The sequence below is a fragment of the Candidatus Reidiella endopervernicosa genome (assembly GCF_013343005.1).
GTDB lineage: Bacteria > Pseudomonadota > Gammaproteobacteria.
On the sequence record NZ_CP054491.1, the window covers coordinates 2,400,985 to 2,421,304 of the forward strand.

At 52.0% G+C, this 20,320-nt stretch carries 21 protein-coding genes, 1 other RNA gene and 1 pseudogene; 8 read left to right on the top strand and 15 right to left on the bottom strand.

The window, feature by feature from the left end:
* Window positions 1-34 precede the first annotated feature (34 nt).
* Window positions 35-853, top strand: coding sequence for a sulfurtransferase (locus tag HUE57_RS13175; RefSeq protein ID WP_078483667.1), 819 nt, complete (start codon window positions 35-37; stop codon window positions 851-853).
* An 8-nt stretch (window positions 854-861) separates the two neighbouring features.
* Here the strand turns inward: HUE57_RS13175 and orn are convergent, their stop codons facing one another.
* On the bottom strand, window positions 862-1,407 hold the full coding sequence (orn, locus tag HUE57_RS13180) for an oligoribonuclease (protein ID WP_078483666.1): 546 nt from the start codon (window positions 1,405-1,407) through the stop codon (window positions 862-864).
* A gap of 86 nt (window positions 1,408-1,493) precedes the next feature.
* On the opposite strand from orn, the gene HUE57_RS13185 reads away from it, so the two are divergent.
* The 6 genes from HUE57_RS13185 to HUE57_RS13210 are packed head-to-tail and all read left to right on the top strand — an operon-like array spanning window position 1,494 to window position 7,282.
* The gene (locus HUE57_RS13185) at window positions 1,494-2,741 is read left to right on the top strand and encodes a M48 family metallopeptidase (RefSeq protein WP_078483665.1); all 1,248 of its coding nucleotides are present in this window, start codon (window positions 1,494-1,496) and stop codon (window positions 2,739-2,741) included.
* Between the two features lie 30 nt (window positions 2,742-2,771).
* Entirely contained in the window at window positions 2,772-3,047 is a 276-nt protein-coding gene (locus tag HUE57_RS13190; RefSeq protein WP_078483664.1) for a c-type cytochrome, read from the top strand.
* Between the two features lie 5 nt (window positions 3,048-3,052).
* Window positions 3,053-3,406: a 4a-hydroxytetrahydrobiopterin dehydratase gene (locus HUE57_RS13195; RefSeq protein ID WP_078483663.1), complete on the top strand. Its 354-nt coding sequence runs from the start codon at window positions 3,053-3,055 to the stop codon at window positions 3,404-3,406.
* Between the two features lie 37 nt (window positions 3,407-3,443).
* A complete protein-coding gene (rsgA, locus tag HUE57_RS13200; protein ID WP_078483662.1) occupies window positions 3,444-4,454 on the top strand; it encodes a small ribosomal subunit biogenesis GTPase RsgA in 1,011 nt (336 codons plus the stop codon).
* On the top strand, window positions 4,455-5,882 hold the full coding sequence (locus HUE57_RS13205; RefSeq protein WP_135622192.1) for a phenylacetate--CoA ligase family protein: 1,428 nt from the start codon (window positions 4,455-4,457) through the stop codon (window positions 5,880-5,882).
* Window positions 5,879-7,282, top strand: coding sequence for a phenylacetate--CoA ligase family protein (locus tag HUE57_RS13210; RefSeq protein ID WP_078483660.1), 1,404 nt, complete (start codon window positions 5,879-5,881; stop codon window positions 7,280-7,282). Before HUE57_RS13205 ends, HUE57_RS13210 begins: the two co-directional genes overlap by 4 nt.
* Before the next feature lie 83 nt (window positions 7,283-7,365).
* Here HUE57_RS13210 and HUE57_RS13215 read toward each other — a convergent pair whose 3' ends face one another.
* From HUE57_RS13215 to HUE57_RS13230, 4 genes are all read right to left on the bottom strand, one after another.
* A complete protein-coding gene (locus HUE57_RS13215) occupies window positions 7,366-8,802 on the bottom strand; it encodes a hypothetical protein (RefSeq protein ID WP_174673324.1) in 1,437 nt (478 codons plus the stop codon).
* A gap of 18 nt (window positions 8,803-8,820) precedes the next feature.
* Entirely contained in the window at window positions 8,821-9,987 is a 1,167-nt protein-coding gene (locus HUE57_RS13220; RefSeq protein ID WP_174673325.1) for an inverse autotransporter beta domain-containing protein, read from the bottom strand.
* Window positions 9,941-10,327 (bottom strand): hypothetical protein, encoded by a 387-nt coding sequence (locus HUE57_RS13225; protein WP_174673326.1) that lies wholly within the window; start codon window positions 10,325-10,327, stop codon window positions 9,941-9,943. Before HUE57_RS13225 ends, HUE57_RS13220 begins: the two co-directional genes overlap by 47 nt.
* Before the next feature lie 527 nt (window positions 10,328-10,854).
* Window positions 10,855-11,154: a sulfotransferase gene (locus tag HUE57_RS13230; protein WP_174673327.1), complete on the bottom strand. Its 300-nt coding sequence runs from the start codon at window positions 11,152-11,154 to the stop codon at window positions 10,855-10,857.
* Between the two features lie 98 nt (window positions 11,155-11,252).
* Between HUE57_RS13230 and HUE57_RS13235 the strand changes: the two genes are divergently transcribed.
* Window positions 11,253-11,396: a hypothetical protein gene (locus HUE57_RS13235; RefSeq protein WP_174672542.1), complete on the top strand. Its 144-nt coding sequence runs from the start codon at window positions 11,253-11,255 to the stop codon at window positions 11,394-11,396.
* Here HUE57_RS13235 and HUE57_RS13240 read toward each other — a convergent pair.
* From HUE57_RS13240 to HUE57_RS13280, 10 genes and pseudogenes are all read right to left on the bottom strand, one after another.
* Entirely contained in the window at window positions 11,383-12,882 is a 1,500-nt protein-coding gene (locus HUE57_RS13240) for a sulfotransferase family protein (RefSeq protein ID WP_236860597.1), read from the bottom strand. The two genes, HUE57_RS13235 and HUE57_RS13240, sit on opposite strands and share 14 nt — an antisense overlap.
* 51 nt (window positions 12,883-12,933) lie before the next feature.
* Window positions 12,934-13,017: pseudogene (locus HUE57_RS20350) on the bottom strand (SEC-C metal-binding domain-containing protein); the annotation flags it as partial.
* 81 nt (window positions 13,018-13,098) lie between these two features.
* Entirely contained in the window at window positions 13,099-13,305 is a 207-nt protein-coding gene (locus HUE57_RS13245; RefSeq protein WP_174672671.1) for a hypothetical protein, read from the bottom strand.
* Window positions 13,306-13,360: 55 nt separating this feature from the next.
* On the bottom strand, window positions 13,361-13,705 hold the full coding sequence (locus HUE57_RS13250; RefSeq protein WP_078483657.1) for a histidine triad nucleotide-binding protein: 345 nt from the start codon (window positions 13,703-13,705) through the stop codon (window positions 13,361-13,363).
* Window positions 13,706-13,772: 67 nt separating this feature from the next.
* Window positions 13,773-14,363, bottom strand: coding sequence for a recombination mediator RecR (gene recR / locus HUE57_RS13255; RefSeq protein ID WP_135622190.1), 591 nt, complete (start codon window positions 14,361-14,363; stop codon window positions 13,773-13,775).
* A 9-nt stretch (window positions 14,364-14,372) separates the two neighbouring features.
* Window positions 14,373-14,696, bottom strand: coding sequence for a YbaB/EbfC family nucleoid-associated protein (locus HUE57_RS13260; RefSeq protein WP_078483655.1), 324 nt, complete (start codon window positions 14,694-14,696; stop codon window positions 14,373-14,375).
* Window positions 14,697-14,770: 74 nt separating this feature from the next.
* Window positions 14,771-16,567, bottom strand: a complete 1,797-nt coding sequence (dnaX, locus tag HUE57_RS13265) for a DNA polymerase III subunit gamma/tau (RefSeq protein WP_078483654.1) — start codon at window positions 16,565-16,567, stop codon at window positions 14,771-14,773.
* A 152-nt stretch (window positions 16,568-16,719) separates the two neighbouring features.
* Window positions 16,720-16,816: signal recognition particle sRNA small type (gene ffs / locus HUE57_RS13270), an RNA gene on the bottom strand.
* Between the two features lie 173 nt (window positions 16,817-16,989).
* Window positions 16,990-19,359, bottom strand: coding sequence for an ATP-binding protein (locus HUE57_RS13275; RefSeq protein WP_174673329.1), 2,370 nt, complete (start codon window positions 19,357-19,359; stop codon window positions 16,990-16,992).
* Window positions 19,356-19,907, bottom strand: coding sequence for a TOL_0243 family YfiR-like periplasmic protein (locus HUE57_RS13280; protein ID WP_236860722.1), 552 nt, complete (start codon window positions 19,905-19,907; stop codon window positions 19,356-19,358). The genes HUE57_RS13275 and HUE57_RS13280 overlap by 4 nt, the downstream gene beginning before the upstream one ends.
* Window positions 19,908-20,320 lie beyond the last annotated feature (413 nt).

A 20,320-nucleotide genomic window follows, 5' to 3' on the forward strand; every position in this document is an offset into this window, starting at 1 on the left:
GTAGTAGCCTAATAAAATAACAAACGGAGCTGAAATGAGCGACCCAACCCTGCCCCTTATCGTTGAGCCCGATCTTCTTGAGCTGCATCTAAATCAGGACAATCTGCTCATTCTCGATCTCTGCAAGGAGAGCAGCTACCAGAGCGCCCATATTCCAGGCGCTATCTATCTCGATTACGGTCAAATTGTACTCAACCGCAAGCCGGTGTTTGGTCTGCTTCCCGATGCTTCCAGCTTCTGTCAGCTACTTGCTTCGCTGGGAATCACACCAGATACCCATGTGGTTGCCTATGATGATGAGGGAGGTGGCAAGGCGGCACGACTGCTCTATACGCTGGAGACGATTGGCCACCCACACTACTCGCTGCTCAACGGTGGACTGCACGCATGGAGTAATGAGGGACATGCCCTCGAGTCCGAACAGATCAAACCCGTCGCAGCCGAATATCCAGACCGACCATTCACCCAGGCGATCGCCGATCAGCACTATATTGAGTCACAGCTCAATAGCGGTCAGCTGGCACTACTCGATGCACGTAGCGTCGATGAGTATCGGGGGGTGAAACGCTTTGCCGAGAAAGGTGGTCACATACCTGGCGCGGTCAACATGGAGTGGACTCTGGCGATGGATCAGTCGCGCAATCTACGTCTGCTGCCGGCGAGTGAGTTACGAAAGATGCTGGAGGGATTAGGTATCACGCCGGAACACGAGGTGATCGTCTACTGCCACAGCCACCACCGCTCAGCACACACCTATATCATGCTGAAGAGTCTCGGCTATCCCAATATCAAGGGCTACCCAGGCTCCTGGTCGGAGTGGGGGAATCTCCCCAACACACCCGTAGAGGTTTGATTATCTGGTTAGACCTTGATGAAGTGCTCACGGTAGTACTGCAACTCACGAATCGAGTCACGCGTATCGTCGAGCGCCAGATGGTTACCACTCTTCTTAAATCCCTTGGCCATAGCGGGTGCCCAGCGCGCTGCCAGCTCCTTGAGGGTGCTGACATCAAGATTGCGATAATGAAAGAACTCTTCGAGCCTGGGCATACCACGAACCATAAAACGTCGGTCCTGGCAGATACTGTTGCCTGCCATCGGTGAGGCACCCTTTGGCACGTACTGCTCAAGGAAGGCAATCGTCTCCGCCTCTGCCTCTTCCTCACTGTAGTGGCTATCCTTGACCCGCTGGGTTAGCCCAGATGTACCGTGTTGATTGGTATTCCACTCATCCATGCCCGCCATGATCTCATCACTCTGATGAATGGCGATGACCGGACCTTCGGCAAGGATATTAAGCTCAGCATCGGTAACGATGGTAGCGATCTCGATAATCTTGTCATTATCGGGATCAAGACCGGTCATTTCGAGGTCGATCCATATCAGATTCTTAGAGTTCTGTTCCATGGGTACCCTTTATATTTCTGTTAGACTAATGACCATTCTAGCAAACGGGCACCGGTGCCGCCGCACTCATCCCTACGAGACCCTTGATGTACGAATTCAGCCTGATTTTCATCTTCTTCCTTTTCCTCTCACTCTTTGTAGACATCGCACTACTGCTTCGCAATATCACCCATATCGTCAAACGACGCAGCCAGGTTCCCGATGCCTTTAAAGGTCAAATCGATCTCGATTCTCATCAGAAGGCTGCAGACTACACGGTGGCTCGCAATCGTATATCCAGCTATGAACTCTTCTTTGGCACCCTGCTAATCCTGATCTGGACCTTTGGTGGTGGACTTGAACTGCTCGATACTCTCTGGCGCTCACTAGCGCTTAATGGACTCGTCACAGGTGTGGGTCTATTGATCAGCATGGCGTTGATCGCTTCACTGATTGAACTACCAATCAGTTACTACAAAACCTTCAAGCTCGAGCAACGCTTCGGCTTTAACAAAAGCACGCCGAAACTCTTCTTTACCGATCTGATCAAACAGAGCCTTTTGATGCTGGTAATTGGTGCACCACTCGCCTGGGTGGCACTCTGGCTGATGGATTCAGCCGGTCAGTATTGGTGGCTCTACCTGTGGGCAGTCTGGATGGGTTTTGGACTATTGATGATGTGGGCCTACCCGACCTTCATCGCACCACTATTCAACAAGTTTGAACCACTTGAAGAAGGCGAGCTTCGCGATCGCATCGAGGCGCTACTGGAACGCTGCGGCTTTGCCAGCAATGGCATCTTTATCATGGACGGTTCCAAACGCAGCAGCCACGGTAACGCCTACTTCACCGGCCTCGGAAAACAGAAACGCATCGTCTTTTTCGACACCCTGATCGAATCACTCACCCCTGAGGAGATCGAGGGCGTACTCGCCCACGAGCTGGGGCACTTCCGCATGCACCACATCCCCAAACGTATTCTCTCCTCAGCGGTTATCAGCCTTGGCGCGCTGGCACTGCTCGGCTGGTTGGTGAGCGCCTCCTGGTTCTACAGTGATCTGGGCGTCTCTACTCCTTCGAACCATGTAGCGCTGGCGCTGTTCATGCTGGTTTCGCCTGCCTTCGGCTTCTTCCTCACCCCACTCTTCTCCTGGTTCTCCCGCAAGCATGAGTATGAGGCCGATGACTTCGCCGCTGCGCAGAGCACGCCTGAACATCTGATCTCCGCGCTGGTCAAACTCTACAAGGAGAATGCGAGTACGTTGACCCCCGATCCCCTCTACTCGGCATTCCACGACTCCCATCCACCAGCCCCGCTGCGGGTGGCCCACTTATCGGCTAAAATCAGCTCATAGTTATCCGACAGAAACAGGAAGGTATTCCAGATGCGCTACTTAATCGCTATTGCCGTTGCCGCTACCGCTCTTCAGATTGGCACTGCCAATGCCGCCGATCTCAGTGAGGGCAAGGAGCTACACAACGAGAACTGTGTGCGCTGTCACGGTAGTGAGATCTATACCCGTACAGATCGCCGCGTAACCAATCGCCCCGGGCTTACCACTCAGGTACAGCGCTGTGAACTGGCCCTCGGCTTGAAGTGGTTTGAGGAAGATGTAGAGATGGTTTCTGACTTTCTCAACCACAATTTCTACAAGTTCTAGACCCTATGAGTACTCTCCTGCAGCGTCACTGCCAGTCTCTTAGCAGCGACACACCACCGCTCGACGAAGAGCTGATTAGTCGTCTGCAGCAGGAGATCGACACTGAGTGGCAACTGGATGAGAGCCTGAAGCAGATCAGTCGCACCTTACGTTTCAAGAATTACTACCAGACCATCGCCTTTGTAAACGGCGTCGCCTGGATCGCCCATCAACAAGACCACCACCCCGACCTTGAGGTGAGCTATAACCGCTGCCTGATCCACTTCTCAACTCACAGCGTTGGTGGCCTCTCCGAGAATGACTTTATCTGTGCGGCGCAGATCGATGCGCTCTTTAACGGCGGGGATAACAACGTTTGATTAATCCCCGTAGTTTCCTCTCTACCGTTCTTCTCTGATGGCAAAACGCAGACTCACCAAACAGCAACGCGAACGCATCCGTGCCATTCAGGCTCGGCGCAAGTCACGCGTTGAAGAACGCTGCGCTGAAGAGGCCGATAAACTGGCCGACACCATGCTGGGCGCAGAACAGCGCGGCACCATAATCGCTCACTACGGTAAGGCCATCGCGGTTGAAGATGACAAGAAGCAGCTTCACCGCTGCCAAATGCGGCAGAACATGGAATCCCTGGTCGTTGGCGACCGCATAGTATGGCAGGCCAGTGAACAGGGCGATGGGGTGGTCACCGCCCTACTACCGCGAGACTCACTACTATCACGCCCCGTCAGTAGTGGCGAGGTGAAACCGGTTGCTGCCAATATCGATCAAATCGTGGTCGTCATCGCCACCGCACCTGAGCCCAGCGAAGGACTTCTTGATCGTTATCTGGTTGCGGCCGAACTGAGTGAGATCCACCCGATTATTCTGGTCAACAAGATCGATCTGCTGAACTCAAATGAGTTGGTTGCATTGAAAGAACGCCTCTCAATCTATAAAAACATCGGTTATGAGCTACGTTTTGCCAGCACCCACAGCGAGCATGGGCTCGATGAGTTAAATAGTCAGCTTGAAGGTAAAACAAGCGTACTGGTGGGTCAGTCGGGAGTCGGCAAGTCATCGTTAGTGAAAGCGATAATGCCTGACCTGGATATTCGCATCGGCGCCATCTCCGAACAGAGTGGTCTCGGCCGTCATACCACCACCACATCGATGTTCTACCATCTACCCCAAAGCGGCGCCCTGATCGACTCACCCGGTGTGCGGGACTTCAGCCTCTGGGAGAGCGATCCGACTCGGATCATCCACGGCTTTCCGGAGTTCTCCCCCTATCTGGGTCACTGCCGTTTTAATAACTGCAGTCATATCGTCGAACCGGGCTGCGCCCTGAAAGAGGCGATCGAGGATAAGCGGATCAACGAAGCTCGCCTGAAGAGTTTTCACGCCATCTGTGCTGGTGGCGACAAGTAGATGATGGATGAGCCGGAGCATCATCAACGGGTTAAGTCGACACTAGCGGGAAACATTTGGCCCGCAATCCCCTCCACCGAAGGCTCACAGATGCTCTCGCTGCTCTACCAGATGGAGCAGAGCCAGTGGTTCGATCCGGCGACGCTTGAAAAACAGCAACTACAACAGGCGAAGATTCTCCTCCAGCACGCCTACAGTAGTTGTGACCACTACCGCACCATCTTAGATGAGCAGGCAATTAACCCGGACGACATCAACTCGATGCAGGCCTGGCGTACACTGCCGATACTGAAACGGACAACCGTTCAAGAGAGTAAAGATCGCCTTCTCTCTAACAGCACTCCAAAGAGTCATGGGCGAATCAGCAGCGGCAACACATCCGGCTCAACAGGTCAGCCTCTTACGTATCACAAAACGGAACTGAGTCAGCTGATCTGGAAGGCGCACACCGTGCGCGATCATCTCTGGCATCGGCGTGATTTCAGTAAAAAGATCGCCTATATCCGTGACATGCAGAAGCAGCGCAGTCGTTTCAGCGAAGGTGTCCTTATCCCTGGCTGGGGTCCAGTGACCAATGCCATATACGAGACGGGGCCATCAGCGATCATGGACTCATCCACCCCCATTGAGCAGCAGTGCCGCTGGTTAATCGAGACCGATCCCACCTATCTACTCAGCTACGCCAGCAATCTCGAGGCGATAGCCAACTGGTTCAAACTCAACAACCACACCCTACCCTCACTGCAAGAGGCACTCTCCTTTGGCGAGCTGCTCAAACCCGATACCCGTTCACTCTATCGTGATCTTTTCGAGGCATCGGTCAGCTCAACCTACAGTAGTAATGAGATCGGCTATCTCGCCCTTCAGTGTCATGAGAAGGGAAGCTACCACGTGCAGACTGAAAGCGTTCTGTTAGAGATAGTCGATTCAGAAGGAGAGCCCTGCCTTCCTGGCGAGGTGGGGCGAGTCATCGTCACCCCTCTACACAATTTTGCCATGCCACTGATTCGATACGAGATTGGCGACTATGCTGAGCTTGCTACACCCTGCAGCTGTAAGCGAGGCTCTCCCACCATCAGCCAGGTGATGGGCAGGGAACGCAACATGCTTCGTCTACCCGACGGAAGCTCACAGTGGCCGAGTCTCAACAGTGAATTTAGAGGGGTACTCCTGTCGCTCATAACAACGCCTCGGTTCCAGGTGGTTCAAACGGAACTGCGTAAACTGGAACTTCGCATCGAAACCAGCCAGAGCTTGCCCCCCTCTGGTGAGGAACGAATCAGGGAGGCACTCAACAAAAGCATTGGAGAGCAGTACGCTTACAGCATTAAACTCCACTATCTAAACAGCGGAGAGCTTAGCAATAACCATAAGCTTGAAGACTTCAGATCTGAACTCATCCAATCAGATAGGGAGCAGACCGTTTGAGGCCGAACAGACACAGCACCTTCGTCACTTCTATTGCAGAATCTGCCTGGCCCGCCATCCCCTCTCAAGAGGGTGCGCGACTGCTCTCCGTGATCTACCAGATGGAACACGATCAGTGGCAATCACCGGAATATATCAACGAGCGTCAGTTTCAACAGGCTACCGTACTGCTTCAACACGCCTACCAGAGCTGCTCGTACTACCGACAGCGACTCGATAGCGACGATCTTCACCCCGACAAGATTTACTCACCAGAGCAATGGTCGCAGCTGCCGATACTGGAGAGAGGGACGATACAGCGTGAGCAGAAGAGCATAATTTCGACGGCTATTCCGAAGCAGCATGGGGCGTGTCACAAAGGGAGCACTTCCGGTTCAACCGGCCAGTCGATCGACTTTATCGGTACGCAATATAGTCACTTTATCTGGAAGACTCATACCCTGCGCGATCACCTCTGGCACCAGCGGGACTTCACAAAAAAGATCGCCTATATTCGTGACACCCCCGATAATGACCCGCGTTTCAAAGATGGCCTTGAGATAGCGGGTTGGGGACCGATAACAAACACCCTCTTTCACACCACCGCCTCCGTTGCTCTGGATGTTTCAAATCCCATTGAAAAACAGTGCCGATGGTTAATAGAACAGAATCCAACCTACCTGCACAGCTACGCCTCCAATCTCAATGCCATCGCTGCCTGGTTCGAACAACACAACAAGACCCTACCGGCACTCGAGGAGGCAATCGCCTTTGGTGAAGTTGTTCAGCCTGAGAGTGTTGTACTTTTTAACAAGGTATTTAACGCCAAACTCTACGGCATCTACACCAGCAAGGAGTGCGGCTACATGGCGCTTCAGTGCGGTGAGTCCGGTAACTATCACGTTCAGTCTGAAAGCGTCCTGCTGGAGGTGATTAGTGATACGGACGAGGCATGTAAACCCGGCGAGATCGGCAGAGTCATTGTGACAACGTTACACAACTTTGCCATGCCCCTGATTCGCTACGCGATTGGCGATTACGCGGAGGTTGGCGAAGCGTGCGGTTGCGGCCGAGGGCTTCCCACGATCAGACGGATCATGGGGCGCGAACGAAACATGCTGACACTCCATTCCGGTGATAAACAGTGGCCACGACTGACACAGTTCAAAAAAACATTACTTAAGGCCCTACCCTCTCATCGCTTTCAGATTGTCCAGACCAGGAGAGAGGTGCTGGAGGTTAGAATCGAGAGCGATCGTCACCTATCGAACAGGGAGGAACAAGATGTTGCTCGCAGCTTCTACCAATCGATCAACTACTTCAGTGATTTTGATATCCGCTTTCTCTATCTCGATCACGGCACCCTGAGTAGTAACGAAAAGTTGGAAGACTTTCGCTCTGAATTAGTCAGAACAGCATAAAAAAATGGTCCGGATATTATCCGGACCATTTTTATTTTCAACCAACATAAGCTTCACTCACCGAAAGTGAGCTCGGAGCTTATCTAGATAGGATCACTACAGACTTCACCACTGATCTCACTGCCATCAACATCGATGCTGGTGTTATCGGGCGTGGAATCGACTTCACATACAATTGCACCATCGTCGACAGCATCTTCCTCAGTAATATTGGTATTACTCAGCTCCACATCCTGGAATGTATCACTGAAGCTGCCATCATTATTTACATAGACGGAAGGACCATAGACGCCAGACTCCAATGTATCGCCGCTGAAGCTTACATCCTGATCCACCAGACCATAATCACCATCTGCATCGATTCTTACCGGGATGCCATAACCCTCTCCTGCGTACTCATCAAAGCCAATCATATTATCACTCAGTGTGACATCCTGGGTTACATTGCCGCCATAGGGGGCATCGCCACCATCCGCAACAATATTGAGTGAGTACGTGCCATAGACGGGATCATGAAGTCTGGAACCAGAGGTAATTGTATTGCCTGACAGGGTGGCTGTTTGATTAGTGACACCATAATCGTCAGCAACAGCAATCAGTCCGTTACCATACGCACTATCGATAACATTATCGGTCAAAGTGACCGTCTGATGCGATGTAGAGCCATAGTCACTACTGACTACGAAGTAGGCGCCAACAGCATTAATATTATCGAGTCCCTCATACTTGGAACCGATAATACTGCTATCCATGGTGACGGTCTGTTCAGTAAATCCGGTCAGATCACCATACTCCACCTCACCAACAATCGAACCGAGAGAGTAAGGAGACTCTTCTAAATATTTACCTGCCGATGCCAGCAACCCGATACCGTAGCCGTCGATTCGAGTTCCATTCTCGATGGTCAGATTCTGCTCAGTGTAGCCACCTTCGCCTGCAGAGGCATTCGCCAGTACACCAACGCCATAACCAAATACAACAGAGTCATCCAGCGTGACATTCTGCGTTGATGAACTTCCATACTTGGAGAAGACGGTGGTGGTCATACCAGAGAAGAAACCTGTGAACTGGTCATTCTCTGACATAATCGTCTGCGTGCTTACACCGTATCCGAAACTTTCGGTATGTGCATAGAGACCATGGGCGACTCCGTAGGCCATATTGTCAGACATCGTAATGGTCTGGGCCGATCCGTAACCCGAGCCCGCGTCGCCACCTACAGGTACCCCATCTTCCCATTCATCGAATGCGTCTCCAGCAAGGTTGACCGCCATCACAGGAACGCTGTAGGACAAGACAACATTACCATCAAGATTGACATTCTGTACGCCGTAGGACCCTTCATGCTGAGCATCGTTATAGGCCAACACTGCAGGATTATCAGTAACGATCCAGTTATCTTCAAGGCTGACCGTCTGAGTTGAGATAGCACCGTACTTGGCGCTATTACTCATAACAACGCCGTAACCCGGACCGTAGATGTAATTGTTGCTGAATGAGACCGTCTGTGACCGACGCACCTTCAGAACCCTCGGCGGTTAGAGCAATAGCAGTACCGTAGTCGTCTGTATAGAAGGTGTTATTGGCGATCGTGCCCATAGTCGACACATCAGGTCCGTCAGAGAAATTATGGATCTCATTCCCGTAGTTCCTGCAGCACCACTGAAGATATTGTGGTGGATATTAAAATCTGTGTTGTTGTCAGCCAGAATTCCGGTTGCATTTCCGGCAAACCTAAGGCCCATCACGGTATTGCTGTCATTCAGGCGACCACTAACACCGCCATCAAACTCGCCCCCTTCAAGGGTAGGCATGTTTGACGATCCCAGCTCCAGCGGATCGCCGTTACCATCGTCTAGAATGTCGAGTAACTGATAACCTTGGCCCCAGAGAGTCTGACCATATTCGAGGGAGAAGGATTCTGTGTCGTAGGGAGAACTACCTTCATGGACGAAAATCAGCGCCCCTTCACTACCCTCACAGCGACCGGCATTACAATCCCCTACCGTCTCGTAGGGATTCGTTGCGCTACCATCACCACCACCTTCACCACCTTCATTGTCGATGTGAATTACATCATCACTGTAGAGGGTACCGAAGTTACGGTTTTCGCTATCGGTCGGACCGGTGGTGACGATATCGGGATCGCGACGGACCGGATCCATCATGCGCTCATTGAGCGTACGAATAGCACTCTTGCTCTTGTGGCCGAAGCTGTAACGAATCTCAGCGTAGTACTGCACATCACGCTGATCATCCTGCTGCACCTGAAGACCGAAGATCAGATTCTGCTGCGGACGCACCTCAAGACGAGCCCCCATGCCGGTAACGGTGGTATCGAGGTCACCACTAAAACGATAACCGCTGAGGAAGGCGCGGGTTTCAACTTCGTTTGAAACAGGCAGCAGACGGCCAATCTCGATATCACCACCGGCCAGTGCTTCTTCGTAGACACCACTACGGATCAGCGATGTACCCGAGAACCAGCCCTTGTTACCGACACCGACATACTGTTTATCAGTGATTGGATAGTAGTAGTTGGCGCGGAAGTCCCAGGTGTCGCTCAGCGCCTCAAAACCAAAGGTCAACTGGTCATAGACCTCTTTACTGCGCGATTGACGCTTGTCGAATGAGCCGAAACCACCGATGAGCCAGTTGTTAGAATCGTTGAACCAGCGACGTCCCAGAGCGACGTTGGCTTCCATCGCTGACCGCCATGGAGAGCGAAGTGAGGGCGGTTAGTCCCCGATAGTCGACGCCGTCTGTATATTCGTAGTTGAGAGCGCGAGCGAACGACGGAGAAGATGCAGCAGCGGCTTTATGTCGGCGTAGAGTCACTGAGGGAGTTGTGTAGAGCCGCGAAGAGGTGATTACGCAACGAACGCAGGACGGTCGGGGCGCCGCAGGCATAAACGGTCGCGTTAAGTATTTGCCGCTTGCTTGGGCTTGATGCCCAAAACAAACTTTCGCAAAAATAGCGACTCCCCGGCGTTTCCTTGTTGGTCCCAGTGAACTTAATATCAGTAAACCAGAGCGAGTCTTCACGGCGAGCCATCGCGAAAACAGCTTCCACGCCAACCAGTGCACGTCGATTGCCAGGTTTGAAGTAGGTTTCAATATTGACCGCATTGCTGGCCAGAGCCTGTGCCTCTGGCAGCATAGCCATTGCGACAGCTGCTGCAATCATGGTGTGTTTGAAGTGGGGAGATCGTTTCTGTCTTTCGTTACGTGCGACAACCTGTGCTTTTGTACGGCTACGACGATGGCTCATTGAGAAACCTCTCCATGGAATTGTTGTTTTGTCACAAACGATCATTAAAGATGAACGTCGATCATAAGAATTTGCATAATTCTAGTCACAATTCCTGAAAATAACAACTAAACCCACCATTTATCATTCAAACAACAAACTCAATAATTACCCATATTACAATCAGTTAGATAACATCTACTTTTCCAATGATGACATCAAAAATAAATCAGACCTGTTTGAGGCTAATAAGCTACAAAATAATCCCATTCTCAAATAGAGGAAAAAACTACTTACAGCACACATTTAGCTCACCTAAGCGCTATTCGACTGTATATCCAAGCGCTGAAATAGCCGGTTCGAGGATTGGAATAATCGCCTCAAGTTGTGTTCGGTAGTTCTTATATCGGAATACCGATCGGGTATAGAGCTTCTCAGTCACCTGCGCATAGCTGGCCGTTCTGGCAAAACGTTTGTTTTTGTGAAAATCGAGGCAGCGATCATCCCACTCCTCACCCACGAATTCGAGTAGCTCGCGGATATGGGTTTCAGGATTATCGACGATGTCCTCGTACCGAACCGCGTGATAACGCATATCGAGATTGGCTTTGTAATGCTCCACCAGCTCAAATATCAGAGCGTTCGGGGAGTCGCTATTTTGCGGAAGCTTGTTTTGGGCATCCAAGCCCAGCAAGCGGCAAATACTTAACGCGACCGTTTATGCCTACGGCGCCCCGACCGTCCTGCGTACGTTGCGTAATCACCTCTTCGCGGCTCTACACAACTCCCTCAGTGACTCTACGCCGACATAAAGCCGCTGCTGCATCTTCTCCGTCGTTCGCTCACGCTCTCAACTACGAATAGGCAGACGGCGTCGACTATCGGGACTAACCGCCTTCGCTTCGCTATCCATGGCGGTCAGCGAGTGTTGTGCGGCACTAACCAGACTGTAGGAGCAGTTATCACCGTGAGTAAGATCATTGAAGTAGCTTGAAAGCACAACATCGAGAGGGTGACGAATCATATGAATAATGGGAGCGTCATTGAAGATCAGATTAATCAGTCCTAAATGCATCTCATTGAGCGGCATCTTGTCGGTAAAAAGCTTGGTCTCAGATCCAACGACACGATCGGCTATCGCATTGCAGAGGTAGTACTCACGCAGACTCTTCAACCCCGCCTCGAGCGTTGACTGATCCAGCTTGCTGAGAAATTCGGGAAACTCCCCTCTTCTTCCCAGCAGTGTGGGAGCTAGTTGACTGATACGCCACAAATAGGTGAGTTCATCGCCTGCCGAAATATTCGGGTGGGAAGTTAAGATCTGCTCGACCATCGTTGTACCAGAACGTGGGAAGCCAACAATAAACAGGGGGGTGGCCTGCTCTGGAACATCGGGATCATTACCGCAACACGGTATCTCCTTGATTCGACGTGCTTGATAAAACTGCTCGTAACGCTCAACAGTAGTTCGATTGGATGCGCTATCGTATATCGACTCTCTCGTTTTCCGAATCAGGCTATTCGATTGATCGATGGCGACAAACGCCTCGTCAAATCTTTTCAATTTATCGAGCACCTGTGCGCGCTCATTGAAGTAACTAATTAAGAAAACATCCTTCTCATCCTCAACATCGATGCCATTAAGCTTTTCCAGAGCCTCCTCGAGTCGCCCTTCACGCCGCAAGAGTGTCGACTCAAGCACCAGACACGCCTTGTCAGAGGAGACCTTCCTTGCACGCTCTACAAGATCCCAGGCGGTATCAAAATGCTTCAATGACTCTTCAAGCTTGGCCCAGGTCAGTAGATTGACGGCGTTATCCGGTTCGAGCGCGACCGCTTTTCGATAGAAAGCGGCTGACTCCTCAATTTTTCCTTGCTGTTTTAGTACAAAGGCGAGATTGGCACAGAGCTTTCCAACCGGAATGTGTTGACTCAAGGCCTGTTTATAATGGTATTCAGCACCATCAGGCTGATGCATCTCTGCCAACACCATTCCCAGAACATTATGTGCTTGCGGATTGGTCGGGCGGATTCCAACAGCACGCCGAGCACAGCGTTCAGCCTCAGCATATCGTTTTAAATTAAGCAGCGTTTGGGCTGCATCACAGAGAAAGGCATCGCTTTCTGGACTGAGCATGACCAGCCTTGCCTGAAGATCGACCAGCTCATCACTGCTCACTTTGCGGGCTTTCATCAACCCAACCAACATACGCAGAGGGTCGATAGCCTTTGGAATTTCACTAATTAATTGTTGCAAACGATGCTCGGCAGCCTCTTGATCACCACCATCCGTCAATGCCTTGGCAGCACTCATACCCTCTTCGATATGCTTGATGATGTGAGGTGGCACACCGCTTTTCTGAGACTGCTGATGTCGTGATACCGAACTGTTCTCTATCTCTCCACAGCAGTCTTTAAATTTCTTACCGCTACCGCATGGGCACGGACCATTTCTTGTTGGTGTTGTTGCTTGCTGCTGATTCATTAAAGGTAATCTCTATCCTTCGCTGACCGCCATGGAGAGCGAAGTGAGGGCGGTTAGTCCCCGATAGTCGACGCCGTCTGCCTATTCGTAGTTGAGAGCGCGAGCGAACGACGGAGAAGATGCAGCAGCGGCTTTATGTCGGCGTAGAGTCACTGAGGGAGTTGTGTAGAGCCGCGAAGAGGTGATTACGCAACGTACGCAGGACGGTCGGGGCGCCGCAGGCATAAACGGTCGCGTGAAGTTTTTGCTGTTTGCTTGGGCTTGGATGCCCAAAACAAACTTTCGCAAAATAGCGACTCCCGGAGGTATCTCAGATTTGAGCATCGTCGTGTGACGACCAGAATTAACCCGGTGGCCAGCCCAGCCTGCGACCACCGAGCAGGTGGAGGTGGATATGAAATACTGTCTGACCGGCGTCAGCATTACAGTTCATCACCGTCCGATAACCACTATCAGCAAGCCCCTCTGTAGCAGCGATTTTCTGGGCTGCTATATAGAGTCGACCAACAAGCTGCTCATGTTCGTGATCAAGATCGTTGATCGTCGATAGGTGCTGCTTGGGAATAATTAAAACGTGGGTTGGTGCCTGGGGATTGATATCCCGGAAGGCGAGCACCTGCTCATCCTCGTAGACGCACTGTGGCTCTATCTCACCAGCCACCATTTTACAAAACAGACACTCTTCCATAGTTATCATTAATAACAGTTGGTTACGTTAATCTTAGTAAAGACATTTTCAGGAAATAGTTAGACCACTAAACCGATTGGCGCCCCGCCAGTGCATGGGCAAGCGTGCCACCATCGATATACTCCAGCTCACCGCCAATCGGAACGCCGTGGGCAATACGGCTGGCACGGATCTCGCGTTTGTGTGCCATCTCGCCCACATAGTGAGCGGTCGCTTCACCCTCAACCGTCGAGTTGGTTGCAAGAATCAACTCATCAATTCCACCTCTATCGAGGTGATCTGCCAGCTTTTGCAACCCAAGCTCCTCTGGCCCGATTCCATCAAGTGGTGAGAGGTGCCCCATCAAGACGTAGTAACGACCACGATACCCGGTTGCCTCGATCGCCAGCACATCAGCTGGGGTCTCAACAATACAGAGCAACGAGCCGTCACGTCCCTGATTTGAACAGATCTCACACTCATCGTGCTCGGTGAGGGTATTGCAGATACGGCAGTGGCCGACATGTTCCATCGCCTCAACCAAGGCATGAGCAAGTTTGTTGCCACCCTCTCGGTTGCGTTCAAGCAGATGGTAGGCCATGCGCTGCGCCGATTTCGGCCCAACACCGGGCAGACAGCGAAGCGTATCGATCAGCTGGGAGATCAGGTCCTTTGACACGACCGTAATCTAAAAGGGGAGTTTAAAACCAGGTGGAAGCTGCATCCCACCCATTGAGCCACTCATCTGCTCCTGGGTAGCCGCCTCAACCTTATGGGCCGCATCATTGACCGCAGCAGCGATCAGATCCTCCAGCATCTCCTTATCGTCACCGACAAGGGAATCATCAATCGAGACTCGACGCAGCTCATGTTTACCGGTCATCACAACCTTCACCATGCCGCCGCCCGATTCACCGGTAATCTCCATATTGGCCAGCTCAGCCTGCGCCTTTTCCATATTGGCCTGCATCTGCTGAGCCTGCTTCATCAGGTTACCTAGTCCACCTTTCATTGCCTGTTCCTCTATCTATTCCGGTCCACAATATAGTGGACAGTGATTACTGAATTTATCTGATATCGATAGTACTAATAGTCGATCGGACGCACCGAATCCTGATGCAAAGTTGCATCAAAAACATCCACTATCTCTTTGACATTTATATCTTTTTGCATCGACTCCACTGCAGCCTGATGACGCTCTTCACGATTTCGAACCTGCGCCTGTGCCGGTGTCTCTGCCACCGGCTTTTCAACCTTAATGACTAGACGGGTGCTCTTTCCCAGATAGTTTTCCAATCCCTTATGTAGACGCTGCTCAACGCTCTGACTACGCAGATGCTCAGCTGCCGGATCGAGCTGTAGAGTAACGCTACTTTGATCCGCCTCAACAAAGAGGCAATTGTTAGCGAGATGGACGGATGCACCACTCAAACCTAAGGCTGTAACCACATCAGGCCAGCTGCACTCAGGTGGTAATGGCGCCTTAGCGGCGGTTGCAGCGGGGGGCGTTTCTGGTTCGGCCACCGGAGCTTGATAAACGGGGGCTTCACTCGGCCTCTTCTCAGCAGCGGGCTGAGCCGCCTTTTGTGCAGTTGCTGCAGAGAGCGCTGAGCGAGCGCGTGAAATGGGGCTCGATCCCTCAGTCGGTTCAGACACAGCTTCACGATTAACACCCGGCTGAGATGCCGCTGGGGCTGCTGAGGGTGCAGCCTCTGTGCGAGCAGGCCGTGGCGTACTACGCGGCGCAGCCTCACGACGAGCAACCGGACGATCGCCTCCCCCACTAGTCGTCCCACTCTCTTCAGGTGAGAATGCCAACATCCGCAGCAATACCATCTCAAAACCGCTACGCGCCACTGGAGCCAGCGGTAGGTCTCGTCGACCGATCAGGGCGATCTGGTAGTAGAGCTGCAACTCTTCGGCATCAAAGCGGTTCGCCAGTTCGATAACGGCGTCTCGATCACCATAGGTGTCGTCAATGGCCTCGGGAATCGTCTGTGCAAGGGCGATGCGGTGCAACAGGGTGATAACCTCATTCAGCAGTCCGGCATAATCGGGGGAGAATTCTGATAGCTGCTCAACCTTGGCAAAGATCGGCTGAGGATCCTGATCGGCCAATGCGCTGACCAATTCAATCACATGCTCCTGCTCGATCGTACCGAGCATTGCACGCGTCTCCGCCTCCGAGACGATACCGCCGCCAAAGGCGATCGCCTGATCGAGCAGACTGAGCGCATCACGCATTGAGCCATCGGCAGCCCTGGCGAGTAGTCCCAGCGCGGGTTGATCGAAGTTGATCGCCTCCTTCCCCAGGAGAAGCTCCAGATATCCGCCAATGCGACTCACGGGCAGACGCTTGAGATTGAACTGCAGACAGCGTGAAAGAATCGTCACGGGAAGTTTCTGCGGATCGGTGGTCGCCAACAGAAATTTCACATGTGGCGGTGGCTCTTCAAGGGTCTTCAGCAGTGCATTGAAGCTGTGGTTGGAGAGCATGTGCACCTCATCCACCAGATAGACCTTGTAGCGTCCGCGTGTCGGTGCGTACTGCACGTTCTCGAGTAGCTCACGTGTATCTTCGACCTTGGTCCTGGATGCCGCATCGACCTCGATCAGGTCGATAAACCGTCCCTCATCGATCTCAGTACAGGCCGCGCACTCACCGCAGGGTGTTGAAGTAACTCCCTGTTCACAATTAAGCGACTTGGCGAGAATACGTGCGATAGTCGTCTTGCCAACACCTCGTGTACCGGTGAAGAGAAAGGCGTGGTGAACGCGGTCGTTATCGAGTGCATTGATCAGCGCACGAAGTACGTGCTCCTGCCCAACCATCTCGCTGAAATTGCGTGGTCGCCACTTACGGGCGAGAACCTGATAGCTCATCTGGAATCAGCTGAAATCCGAGTCGAATAGAAGGAGCAAATATACAGGATTAGGGGATGTAGGCGCCAGCGCAGAACATGGCATTGCGAATCGACACACAATGCACATAACGCAACAAAACAGGCTTTGATATCAGTAAAAATGGAGGCAACCGATGCCAGCCACACCTCGGCGCCCGAATCCACTGCTGCGGCTGCTCCCTTCCAGGCCTGACCGGATTCACAGTTTCTCGTCGCGAGGGGACCAACACCGGTCACCAAAACTCGGTTCTGCTCTCCAGATGGAGTATTCAACCACGTTGGTGCTCACGTATCGGTAAATCTACGTTGCACTCAATTTGGGGTGATTGGCAGAGGAGCGAGAGAATATCAGATCCCCCATATAAGGCCAAGTTACCAGCCACAATCGATCTGCTGAACGAGCTATTGAAGAGCCTCTACTTCACGAGACAGTGTCGTTTTTGTTTCCATAATCAGTGCCTGGAGCCTGGCAATAGCATCATTAACCATACCTTCAGAACCTGATTCTCCTCTCAGCAGTTCCAGCAACTGAATCGCCTCTGCATGAAGCGCCAAGACACCAACACTACTGGCTGAACCGGCCAGCTTGTGTATTGCTTGATAGAGCTGCTCATCGGCACTACACTCTTGTGCTGAGACCATAGCCGCCTCACTGATGGCCAGGTTTTCCATGAACTGTTTAAGTAGCTGTGTGGCTACCGATTCGTTGCCACCCACGGCAGCGAGGGCCGCTTCACGATCATAGAGTGGTAGATCATCACTAGCGGATATTTGTGTTAACGCTTCTGCGTCAGTTTGCGATTCATTTTCAACACACCACCTCTTGATGACGTCATAGAGCTGCTCTGCGGTATAGGGTTTAGCCAGCAGATCGTTCATCCCAACATCCAGCGCTTCCTGCCGCTTTTCGGGAAAGGCGTGCGCGGTGAGTGCGACAATGGGCGTCGCACGACCACCACTCTGAACCTCTTTAAGTTGCTGCGCGGCCTCAATACCACTCATCACAGGCATCTCAAGATCCATAAGGATCAGGTCAAAACGCTGTTTATTAACAAGCTCAAGCGCCTCTTCCGCGCTCTTGGCAGCCACAGCAGTTGCCCCTTCGGTATCCAGCAGGGTCGTCGCCAACGTCAAGTTGATCGCATTGTCATCGACGACCAGAATGCTCAGACCTGTCAGCATATCCCCCCTTGCCGTCTCAATAGCAGCCACTGAGATCGATTTCTCATCAGGAGGTTCTGCTTCCGCACCTTCAGTTTCAGTCAGACCCAACGCTATGGGTGATTGTGCTGGCGACATCAGTAGTGAGACCGTGAATGTAGAGCCCTCGTCTGGTGCGCTAGTGAGGTGAATCTCACCCCCCATCAATGCAACCAATCGTTGGCAGATCGCCAATCCCAGCCCCGTTCCCCCATAACGCCGGGTTATCGAGCCATCACACTGTTGAAACGGTTGAAACAGACCCTGCTGCTGATCAGAGGTAATACCGATACCGGTATCACTAACAGTGAATTTCAGGGCAATCCCATCGTCTCTTCCACTCTCAATTTCCACATGCAACGAGACCTGACCCTGCTCGGTAAACTTGATTGCATTTCCAAGCAGATTGATCAGTATCTGGCGAAGCCGCCCAGGATCTCCTTGTAGCGCCACAGGCACATCACTCTCCACCTCGGCCACCAACTTCAAACCTCGCTCACTCGCCTTCGGCGCAAAGAGTGAACGAACCTCATCGACCAGCGCATCAAGTCTAAAGTCTTTTGTCACGAGCTCGAGCTTGCCCGCCTCCATCTTTGAGAAGTCGAGAATGTCGTTAATAATGGTAAGCAGGCTCTCAGCCGAGGTGGATATCGTCTCCACGTAGTCGAGCTGCAACTCATCCAACGAGGTTTTCTTCAACAGACTGGTAAAGCCGATCACACCACTCATCGGGGTGCGAATCTCGTGACTCATGGTGGCAAGAAAATCACTCTTTGCCTGACTCGCCGCCTCCGCACCCTCCTTGGCCAGTTCCAGCTCATAGGTACGCGCGGCAACCAGTCGCTCAAGATCTACACGATAGGTGGTCAACTCACTGTCATAGTCCTGTAGTTGATCCAGCATGACGTTAAAACCATCAACCAGCGTACCCAGTTCATCGTTACTCAGTCGTTCGGCACGTTGCGAAAAGTCTCGCTTCTCAGCGACCTGCTGCATGCTCTCCAGAAGACGTCTAACCGGCACCGAAACAACACGCTGGAACCAACTTGATAGGATCAGGGCCAGTAACAAGGAGATGACAAACACACCCAATACCACCTGGACCTCCTGGATAAAGGAGCTGTAGGCATGGCTCATATCTCCAGTAATGCGCATCCGCCCAATGACATCACCATCGAGCATGATCGACTCTTCGACCACGACCTCTCCCCACGTATCGATCTCTCCAGCATGAGATTCACTTCCTTCCATTGATTCAAGTTGAGGAGAACGATAGTGCGCAAACAACTGGTTATCATTGAGTAGTAGCTCTGCCTTCAGCACATCACTCTGAGATGAAAGAGTATATAAAACCTCGGTAGCTGTTCGCTGATCGCGAAATGCGATAGCAGCACTACTGTTAGCCCCAATTACCGTTGCCAGGGTACGCATTCGAGTGGTTGTATCATCGCGCGCTGCAGAGAGCTCGACATACATGAACATAAGCAGGTTCAACGACAAAATAGTCGCCGCCGTTGCCAGGATAATGACTATCAGTTTCTTCTTGATGGAGGCATCACGCAGCAACTTCATTGCCCCCCCTCACCATTAACGATTTCGGCAAGATTGAGTAGACGTGAGCTGATCTCCAGCCCCCTCTCTCGGGCAACACGCAGATTAACAAGAAAGCGAATTCGCCCCTGCTCACGATAGAGTTCAATCACCCCACCGCCTCGAGCAAAGCCTGGCAGTTCGCTAATAGTCAGCACTGGATCTCCATTTACTTGCGCAATAGTCTCGGGAAAACTGTTTCGTTCAGAGGTTGCGATATAGAGAAGATGACATGGCGGCGAGTTCTCGCCATGGTCGATGGGCTGCAATACAACCTGTCTCCCTTGAACCTGTCTACCAGCAAGCCTGGCCAGGGCATCGAGCATCTCATCACTTCCTGCCGTACAGATCGTCAGGGGATAATCACGATCGGAGAGGACGTGATCCGGCCAGCGTGTGAATTTGGCAAAGTTATAGATAAACACAGCCTTGAGCAGACGTGCCTCCTCCTCAGGCTCCTGAGCGCTGGCAACCGTCTGCAGAGTGACAGATAGGCCAAGACAAACAGCTAGCAACAGTCCGTGTAGCACTCTATTCAAATGAGTGCCCTGCCGGCATTTACTGCAGCACATTTGCCATTAAGCTGACGGGGTAACTGGCTCTGACACCCACTTATCAACGTGGTCGTTATCGAAGCCCATCCTTCGCAGCACTGAGCCGACCCATCACCACGAAGTCGCAACTCATGCAGCCTGGGCTGTTGCATGGCAATCATCACATTCAAAACTATTGGTAATCCTTAACCGTTGTAATAACCGAATCGCTATCGGTTTCAAACACTCTAACTTTGGAACAGCCACACGAAATTGCATGGGCACCTACAGAATCTATAACTTCCATTGCCACGCCTAGAACTTGTAACGCAACTCAGCAAAAATGCTTCGTTCGGCAAGAGGCAGATCGCCAGGAATGGAGCGGCCCGTATACTCTCTTGCATCCTCAT